Here is an 8,306-nt window from a genome sequence, read left to right on the forward strand (position 1 = left end):
CCCTGCCGAGGTCAAGCGTATTAAGCAGCGCTTCAGCAAACCCTGGCGGCAGCACCTTTCAGCCCGGTGCCAGCTAACCGCATGCGACCCGCGCGACCGCGGTTTCGGCGAGCGGACAGCGCTCCGGCGAAACGGAGCGAAAAGTCGCCAAGATTGCTTCCCGGCAATGAATCGGCGCTCGCCGCGGGCGTTAGCCGAGCAGTTGGATAGACCTCTCCATGGTGCCCGACACCCCTCCCCACCTGCACGTTCATTTGCACGAAAGATCGATTGCTGAGCACCCGTCAATAGAAAGAGACCACAAGTTTGTTTACGCGGTAATAAACCGGGTATAGACATAGCGGCGCACTGGAAAGACCGGGCAGTTCCCCGACAGGCTCCGCATTAACCAATGAGTGAAAAGGATCTGGTTCACCCGGTCCGAACGCTCGGTGCAGCACCGGAGCCGCAACCATAACGGGGGATGTGATCTTCGCCTCACCTGCCGTTACCAGGCGTCGAGCGACGCGAAATCGACACCGTGGCACCCGAGTTGAAGAGACGCGCGTCACAGTCGCGGAGCGTCCATGCCTTCGCGGCGCAACAGCAACCCCGGGGCTCGAATCACTCCCTGGAAGTGACCTGAATCACCTTCACCGTGGTAAGGGGGCTCAACCGACGCGAAGTATCCCGGTGACCGTGCCTTGCAGCAGATGGCGGTCCCGAGTGATCAACGGTGCGGTCTGCAGCGGATCGTCGACGATGGTGCCGGGGAGCGGGTGCGAGGCGATGACCGCACCGGTCTCGGGATCGACGACGGTGAACTCGTACCCGTCCACAGGCGTGGTGCGGTCGGGACCGACGCGAGCGACCGTGTAGAGCCGGCTGTCGGCGGTGGACAACCGCGGAACGGCCGCACTGCGGATCCCGTTCTCCCACACCACATGACATCCGTCGCCGGCGACATCGACCCGCGTCATCCCGCCGGTGAACGGAGCATCCGGCGGCGACGCCGGTCCCGCTCCCTCGGGCAGCGCCGGATACGGGTAGCCGTAGGTGCTCGCCACGAAGATCGAGCGGCCGATCCCGACCGGCGAATTCTCGCTTCCCGGCCCGCCCGCGCCGAGCGCCGCAGCCGTGCACACCAATTCGCCGGAGCCGGAACGGAACACCAAGACGTGCACCTGTCCGTCGGCGTTGTCGACGATGGTCAGATAGTCGGCGCCGGTCTCGGGACCGAAGTAGGTGGGAGTCGATCCGGTGCCCCAGCTGAGTTGTCCGGGCTTGCGCGCCGATCCCCGGTCGTAGGCCGCGCGCCACGCGATCTCCGGAGCGCCGGACGCGCCGACCCGCAGTTCGTACAGCGCATGCGTCGTCGCCACGGCGACCAGCCCGCGCGGCGCCGCCGAGATGCTGTTGGCCACCTGCTCCCCCGCCGGCAGCGTCAACGCGGTGACCCGCCCGGCCGGGGTGACGAATCCGACGACGCCGCGGCCGGTCGCGAACCACACGTTGCCCGACCAGTCCGGGACGAGTCCCGTCACGTTGTCCCCCGGTGGGATCACCGGCCCGAGGTCGGCGGACGCTTCGCCGATCAGCCGCCACGTTCCCGCCGCGTCCCGTTCGTGCCGCACCAGGAGCAACCGGTCGGTGCCGTCCACGACCACCAAACGGTCGTCCTGATCCAGGTAGGCGTACACACCCCCGAGCAGACTGCCCTTGGCCAACGGCAGCGCGGCGAGCGAGGGCGCCAGCGGGCCTGGCGCCGCCGGATCGAGCAGATGCACCGTCGGGGTCTGTCCCGCGATCGCGGTGCACAGGGCGACCACGAGCCGGTCCGATCCCTCCAGCAGGGTGGGACACGCCGAAGCCAGCGGGTACGCGCCGACCGCGGCGGCGCGGGCGTCCGGCCCGGCCAGCGGCGTCGCGTCCGAGGACCCCGCGTCGCCGTGCATGGTGGCGCCGCCGGTCGGCCCGAGGAAAGGATTCGGCGGCGCGAGCGGACCCCACGGTCCGGCCGCCGAAGCGGGCTGGGTGGGCAGCAATGCCAGCACGCAGGCGGCGAGGAGGGTCATCGGCCGGCGCATCGCGATCCTCTTTCCCTGGGCGAAGCCGTACCCGAACGGATACCGGAGGCAACAGTATTCGGATCTTCGCCGCGCCACCCGCCCGGCAGCGGTCGTTACGATGATGCGCATGAACTCGGTCCGGGCCCGTCTGTTGTCCACCCTCGCCGGTCAGCTCGGGAATCCGCACGGCGTGCTCGGCAAGGGCGTCGCCTTCGTGCTCAACCGCGGCAACAAGGTCGCCATCGCCGGGGCGGTGCAGGCCGCCGACATCGCGCCGGGCGGTGCCGCGGCCGACGTGGGGTTCGGCGGTGGAGCGGGCCTGTCCCTGCTGCTCGAGCGAGTCGGCGCGAGTGGCGTCGTGCACGGTGTCGAGATCTCCGCCGACATGCTGGCTCGCGCCCGCTCGAAGCACGGAAGCGACATCGCCGCCGGTCGCCTGCGGCTGGCGGAAGGCTCGCTCACCGCGCTGCCGCTGCCTGACGACAGTCTCGATGCCGCGATCACCGTCAACACCGTCTACTTCGTGCCGGACCTGGCGGCGGCCTGCGCCGAACTCGCCAGGGTGGTCCGGCCGGGCGGGCGTCTGGTGATCGGCATCGGTGATCCGGACGCGATGGCGAAGCTTCCGTTCACGTCGTACGGGTTCACCCTGCGCCCGGTGCCGAAGGTGATCGCGGCACTGGAACAGGCGGGCTGCGCGGTCGAGCACCGGCGGCTGGGCAGCGCGCCGATTCCGCACCATCTGCTGGTGGCGACGCCCCGCTGACCTACATCAGCGCGCCGCCGTCCACCCTGATCTCGGTGCCGGTCATATATTTGCCGTCGTCGGAGGCGACCATGGCGACGACTCCGGCGATGTCCTCCGGAGAACCGAGCGCGCCGCCGTTGAGCCATCCGGTCATCCGGGAGAACAGCTGCGGGTCGAAACCCTCCGGCTGGTCCAGGATGGACTTCGTCGTGATGCCGCTGGTGATACCGGCCGGAACGATGTTCACCGCGCGCAGACCCTGCTTGGCGTACTCCAGCGCGATGGCGTGCGTGAAGGCGTTCACACCGCCCTTGGACGCCGCGTAGGAGGCGAGGTAGGGCGCCGCGCTGAAGGCCGCGGTGGAGGAGATGTTGACCACCACGCCGCGTCCGGTGTCCAGCAGCGCGGGCAGCGCGGCCTGGGTCATCAGGAAGGTGCCGGTGAGATTCACCCGGATCACCCGGTCCCACACCTCCAGCGGCATCTCGTGGGTGCGTGCGGGTCGCAGGATGCCCGCCGCGTTGACCAGCACGTCCAGTCCGCCGAGGAATTCCAGCGCCGTTGCGGTCGCGGTGCGCACCGACTCCGGGTCGGCGGTGTCGACCTCGACCGTCCGCAGCCGTTCCGCGCCGTCGCCCGCCTTCGCCGCGGTGGCCGCGAGGCCCGCCGCGTCGATGTCGGCGGCGACCAGCTGCGCCCCTTCGTCCAGCAGCCGCAGGGCGATGCCCTGACCGATGCCGGATCCCGCTCCCGTCACCACCACGCGGCGGCCGTCATATCTGCGCATGCCAAGAATTAGAACACGTTCTCATCCCGCGTCAAGGGACTTCCGTCGCTGCTCGGCTATTCGCAGCACCATGGCGGCCGCCGCCGCGCCGTAGGCGCGGCTGGCCGCGGCCGGACGGACCGCTGGATAGTTGGAGCGATGCGTGACGACCACGCCGTTGGGCAGGGTGACCGTCCGGTCCGGCACGGTCGCGACGCAGTTGCCGCCCGCCTTGGCCACCAGGTCGACGATCACTGTCCCTGAGCCGAGCAGGTCCAGCGCCGCCCGCCCGAGCAGGCGAGGCGCCGGAGAGCCGCGGTGCACGGCCGTGCAGACGACCAGGTCGGGCGGCGTCGTGGTGAGCGCGTCCAGCAGCGCCGCGTTGTCGTCCCGATTCGGCAGGAACTCCCCCGCACCCGCCTCGACCGCGGCGGTCCGCTGTGCGGGGCGGTTGCCGACCGCCGTCGGCCGCTCGTCGCCGAACGTGCGCGCGGCCCCGATGGCGGCGAGTCCGGCGGCCCCGCACCCCAGCACCAGGGCACGGACCGGGCGGGTGCGCCGCGCCGGAGCGAGCAGTCGCCTGCCTTCGGCGTAACCCACCGCGCCCGCGATCCGGCTCATCGTGGACAGCGCGTCGAACTCGGTGGTCGAGTCGTCGCGTGGCACCGCGTCGAACGCCACCGACTCGACGCCGCGACGGCGCAACCGGTCGATCTCGTCGCGACGGTGGAGCGGGTCCTGGAAGCCGAGCAGCGTGGTCCCCGGCCGCAGCCGCATCGAGTGGAGTTCGAAGGCAGGCGGTTTCACCCAGACGACGATGCCGGCGCGTTCGAACACCGCCGCGCGATCCTCGACGACGACCGCACCCGACGCGCTGTACTCCTCGTCCGGGAAACCCGCGCCTCGCCCCGCGCCTTCCTGCACGAGGACGCGCAGGCCCGCCGCCGACAGCGTGCGCACCCCCTCCGGGGTGAGCGCAACGCGCGTCTCCCGTGGCGCGGTCTCGCGCGGCACTCCGACGATCACCGCGCGGCACCCGGCCCCGCCAGCGCGGTCAGGCCGCGATCGGCGAGCGCGTCGCGATAGGTGAGCCCACCGAGGATGTCATGGATCAATTGCTCCAGCCGGTCGAAGAGTTCATCGATCAGATCGGGCGACTCGTGCCTGGGCGCTTTGCGCGGAGCGAGGACGTTCAACCGCACGCCCGGACGCAGCGAACCCGTCCGGTCCAGCGCGACGCTGTCCACGCCGGCCACGGCGAGCAGCATGTCCTCCACTTGCGCGCTCGTGCGCACACCGGCCTGGTCGAGCAGCGCGCGGTCGAACACCACCGAGACGAACATCCCCTCGGGGTTGCCCAGCGGCCGCAGCACGTCGGTCCCCAACCTGCTGTTGATCGCGGCGATGTGGCCGCACGCCCGCTCGATCTGCGCGCGCATCAGCGCGTGATTGCGGTCGAAGTAATCGTCGGCGGTGTGTTCGAGGATCGCGCGCGCCAGATGGGTGGTCTCGCGCTGGAACGAGATGGTGAGCCTTTCCCGGATCCGGGCCAGCCACGCGCTGTCGCCGGTGCACGCCGCCCCCATCTTGCACGGACCGAAGGCGTTGTAGGCCTTGGAGTTTCCCGTGAGGGTCAGCACCACGTCGTACAGCCGCCGGATGCCGTGCTTGGTCTCCACATGCAGTGCCGCGATCGGGATGTGCGAGGCCACCAGCCGGTCGAAGGCCATGTCGCAGATGACCGGAACACCGCAGTCGAGCAGCACCTGTCCGAGTTCGGCCAGCTCGGCCGCCGTGTAGTCCGCGACAACGGGGTTGCCCGGCAGCGTGAGCAGCACGCCGCACAGCTCGCCCGTCGCGCGCAAGTCCGCGAGGCAGCGGGCCAGCCGGGCGGGATCGATCTTGAACCCGTCGTCCGGAGCCACCGGGCAGGAGACGATGCGCAAGCCGAATTTCTCCACGTGGATGCTGGAGCTCTTGTAGAAGCCCTCCGGGCACACGATCACCCCGCCCGGCCTGGCCAGGGTGGCCACCGCCTCCTCGAGCAGCATCGTGCTCGAGTACGGGCAGACGATCACCTCATCCGGGCGCACCCGGACGCCCGGCACTCCCTCCACCGGATGCGACAGGCGCTCGAACAGCTTGCGGGCCGCGAGTTCGCGCAGGATCAGCGGCTGCCGCTTGTCGTAGAGCCTGCCGTCGAGATACTCCGCCGAGGGTGCGATGTGCAGGCTTTCGCGCCAGGCCCGGTCCAGCGCCGCGATCGCGTGCGCGTCGGGGGCCAGGCCGGTTTCGCCGTGGTAGGCGTCGATGACGCCCGAGTACCGGCGGCCACCGGTCCCGGCGAACCAGGCGTCCCGGGAAACCTGGCCGCGCACTTCACGTTTCCTGGCCTCCGAGCGATTGGTCAGCGTCGCCAGGTCGGCGAGCGGATCGGTGAGCACCTGGCTCTGAGTCACGGAACCTCGCCTTCTGAAGGGTCTCCCGGTGCGGGCATGGTGTTCCATCTCTCCTCGAGCGCGGCGCGGAACAGGCTGCGGCAGTTGCCCTCGGCGAGTCGTTCGAATTCCGCCAGCGGCGGTTGCGCGACGATCTGGTCCACCACGATCGCCGTACCGGCGCGCCTGAGGTCGTAGAGTTTCTCGAAACGCCGGACCGCGAACGCGACATCGTGCTTCAGCGCGGAGAAGCGCGTCGCCACCCTGGCCTGGCGGGAGTAGTCGTACTCGCCCACCGCGACGTAGCGATCGTCGACCACGAGCATGCTCTGCGCGTTACGGGCGTACTCGCGCTTGACCAGCACGCTTTCCACGCCCGATCGGGCCTGCTTCCAGAGTTTGTCGTCATAGGGCCAGACATCCGAGATGTCGTCCAGCACATACATCCGCCGCACATCGATCTTCGGTGGATGGGCCTTGTCGGCCAGGCGCAGGATCGCCGCGTGATAGTCGTCGCCGACGTCGCCGCCGATCGTGCCCAGATCCGCGGTGTGGATCGCCCGCACCGACGTGGTGGCCTGTTCCAGAATGGTCAGCCAGTCGGTGACGGTGTTCCATTCCCACACCGTGGCGCTGCGCGAGGGAATCTGCGCGAGGATCTCCTCGGCGCGTTCCAACTGCCGGTCGGCGATCAGGCGCAGCGGCTCGATCTCCGCCCGCGCTCCGGAGGCGTCGATCAGGCTCTGCGCGATGCTCAGTGCGCGGGAGACCAATTCGGGGTCCTTGCCGAGCAGGACGTTGAACCGCATCCGCAGGTCGTAGTAGGCGCTGCTGGTCGGATCGGTCGCCGGATCGGCGCTGCCGTCGGTCGGCAGCTCCGAGCCGAGCGCGAGACTCAGGCGTTCGCGCAGCGCGAGTGGCGGAATCCGGCTACCGTTCTCGATCTGCTGAATGAGGCTGCGGGAGCAGCCCGCTCTGGTGGCGAGCGACGCCTGGGTGTAGCCGCGCTCCAGTCGTAGCCTGCGGACCAGGTTGCCGACCTGCTCGTCCGAGCCCGAGTCAACCATCCCGCGCCTCCCATCCTGCACCTTGCGTACGCATGCTCATGGCGTATCACGATGCGACATTTTAGTCATCAAATGGCAAGCGGTGTCGGATGAATCGCGTCCGGCGAATTTCGTTGCCAACAAGCAATGCGGCCGGAGGATCAATTCGCCGGACGCCGCGCGATCGAAGGTTGCCACATTCGCTTTCCAACACGCTTCGACCGGTTCCTCTGGCGGTCCAGGGCCGTTATCAAAGCCCATCGTCGACAAGTTTTGAGCCGAAGGACTTTTGCGAAGCGCGAATGCTCATCAAATATCATCACGAAGCGCTAAAGCTTCGTTGACAGCATGAGGTGTCACTCCCTAGCCTTGTTCTCGAAGCCACCGCAATTCCAGCTCGCCGCAGGGTTTTTCCCACCTGCGGAGCCGGGTGGCTCGACAACTCTAGGAGGTGCCGGATACGGATACCTCGTCACCGCGCGAGCCGATTCGGATACGCCAGGCGTGACCACCCCGCCCACCGCGCTCGCGCCGGTCTCCCGAAACATTCGGGCACCGAGTAATCAAGGCACGGACGAAGCCACCGCGTACGGGCCGTGGCCGAGCACGGCCACCGCCCTCCGCGCCGGCGGCCGTTCCGCGTCAACCCGCACGAGAGTGAATGAGAGCGGATCATGGCACTCGACATCACCGATTCGATCATCACCAGCGACGTCACCCCGGAAACCGCACGGCTGCTTTCCTTCGGCGCCGCCTGGGAACTCAGCTGGCTGCCCACGGTCCCCCTGACCCGCGAACAGGCTGTCAGCGGGATGGTGCTCGACGAAATGCTCAGCGATCCCGGCACGCTCACCAACGACCTCGCACTCGAACTCGCCGCCATTCGGGCCACCGACCTGGGCGTCACCTTGCGTGAGGTGCTGCTGCGACTGTATGCCCGCATCACCGCACGCGACAACGAGGCATCCTGCGGCGCTCGCCCGCCATTGGTCGCCTGATCGCGACACGGGCGTCGCCGGTTGGCGCAGCGACACCACACGATCCCGATCGCCGGTCCAAGGCGACCGGCATACGGGCGGCCAACGATCGGCATGCGGCGGTCGCCGGGCCCGCAGCCGTGCGGTGCGCGGCACCCGGTGCGTCACGGTGCAGCCGAAGACCGTTCCCAATGCTGAGAACAGAGAACACCGGGTAGGTGCGCTCCGAGGGGACAATGTCTTCTCTCGGTGTGGTCGACGCAGGTGAAGGGTTTGCCGGGAC

7 protein-coding genes are annotated in these 8,306 nt (G+C 68.9%); 2 read left to right on the plus strand and 5 right to left on the minus strand.

The genetic code is table 11. The features are described from left to right. Positions 1–650 precede the first annotated feature (650 nt). Positions 651–2,066: a hypothetical protein gene (locus ACWDMM_RS20315; RefSeq protein WP_449938854.1), complete on the minus strand. Its 1,416-nt coding sequence runs from the start codon at positions 2,064–2,066 to the stop codon at positions 651–653. A 109-nt stretch (positions 2,067–2,175) separates the two neighbouring features. Between ACWDMM_RS20315 and ACWDMM_RS20320 the strand changes: the two genes are divergently transcribed. Beyond that, the gene (locus tag ACWDMM_RS20320; protein WP_357106924.1) at positions 2,176–2,814 is read left to right on the plus strand and encodes a class I SAM-dependent methyltransferase; all 639 of its coding nucleotides are present in this window, start codon (positions 2,176–2,178) and stop codon (positions 2,812–2,814) included. A gap of 1 nt (position 2,815) precedes the next feature. On the opposite strand, the gene ACWDMM_RS20325 is transcribed toward ACWDMM_RS20320, so the two are convergent. Genes ACWDMM_RS20325 through ACWDMM_RS20340 form a run of 4 tightly spaced genes read right to left on the minus strand, consistent with a single transcriptional unit; the run spans position 2,816 to position 7,067 of the window. Next, positions 2,816–3,583 carry an SDR family NAD(P)-dependent oxidoreductase gene (locus ACWDMM_RS20325; protein ID WP_195079609.1) on the minus strand — a complete coding sequence of 256 codons (768 nt, stop codon included), beginning with the start codon at positions 3,581–3,583 and terminating at the stop codon, positions 2,816–2,818. A gap of 21 nt (positions 3,584–3,604) precedes the next feature. Further along, a complete protein-coding gene (locus tag ACWDMM_RS20330) occupies positions 3,605–4,588 on the minus strand; it encodes a Rossmann-fold NAD(P)-binding domain-containing protein (RefSeq protein ID WP_195079608.1) in 984 nt (327 codons plus the stop codon). Beyond that, a complete protein-coding gene (locus tag ACWDMM_RS20335) occupies positions 4,585–6,021 on the minus strand; it encodes a pyridoxal phosphate-dependent aminotransferase (RefSeq protein WP_357106920.1) in 1,437 nt (478 codons plus the stop codon). The genes ACWDMM_RS20330 and ACWDMM_RS20335 overlap by 4 nt, the downstream gene beginning before the upstream one ends. Further along, positions 6,018–7,067: a helix-turn-helix transcriptional regulator gene (locus ACWDMM_RS20340; protein WP_195079606.1), complete on the minus strand. Its 1,050-nt coding sequence runs from the start codon at positions 7,065–7,067 to the stop codon at positions 6,018–6,020. The genes ACWDMM_RS20335 and ACWDMM_RS20340 overlap by 4 nt, the downstream gene beginning before the upstream one ends. Before the next feature lie 653 nt (positions 7,068–7,720). Here ACWDMM_RS20340 and ACWDMM_RS20345 point away from each other — a divergent pair. Then, on the plus strand, positions 7,721–8,044 hold the full coding sequence (locus ACWDMM_RS20345) for a hypothetical protein (RefSeq protein WP_195079605.1): 324 nt from the start codon (positions 7,721–7,723) through the stop codon (positions 8,042–8,044). Positions 8,045–8,306 lie beyond the last annotated feature (262 nt).

The organism is Nocardia sp. NPDC003726 (genome assembly GCF_053586955.1).

What these genes read in the sequence shown, in the direction of transcription:
- ACWDMM_RS20315 (WP_449938854.1), bottom strand. Translation starts at nt 2,066, where the DNA reads ATGCGCCGGCCGATGACCCTCCTCGCCGCCTGCGTGCTGGCATTGCTG.
- ACWDMM_RS20345 (WP_195079605.1), top strand. Translation starts at nt 7,721, where the DNA reads ATGGCACTCGACATCACCGATTCGATCATCACCAGCGACGTCACCCCG.
- ACWDMM_RS20325 (WP_195079609.1), bottom strand. Translation starts at nt 3,583, where the DNA reads ATGCGCAGATATGACGGCCGCCGCGTGGTGGTGACGGGAGCGGGATCC.
- ACWDMM_RS20320 (WP_357106924.1), top strand. Translation starts at nt 2,176, where the DNA reads ATGAACTCGGTCCGGGCCCGTCTGTTGTCCACCCTCGCCGGTCAGCTC.
- ACWDMM_RS20340 (WP_195079606.1), bottom strand. Translation starts at nt 7,067, where the DNA reads ATGGTTGACTCGGGCTCGGACGAGCAGGTCGGCAACCTGGTCCGCAGG.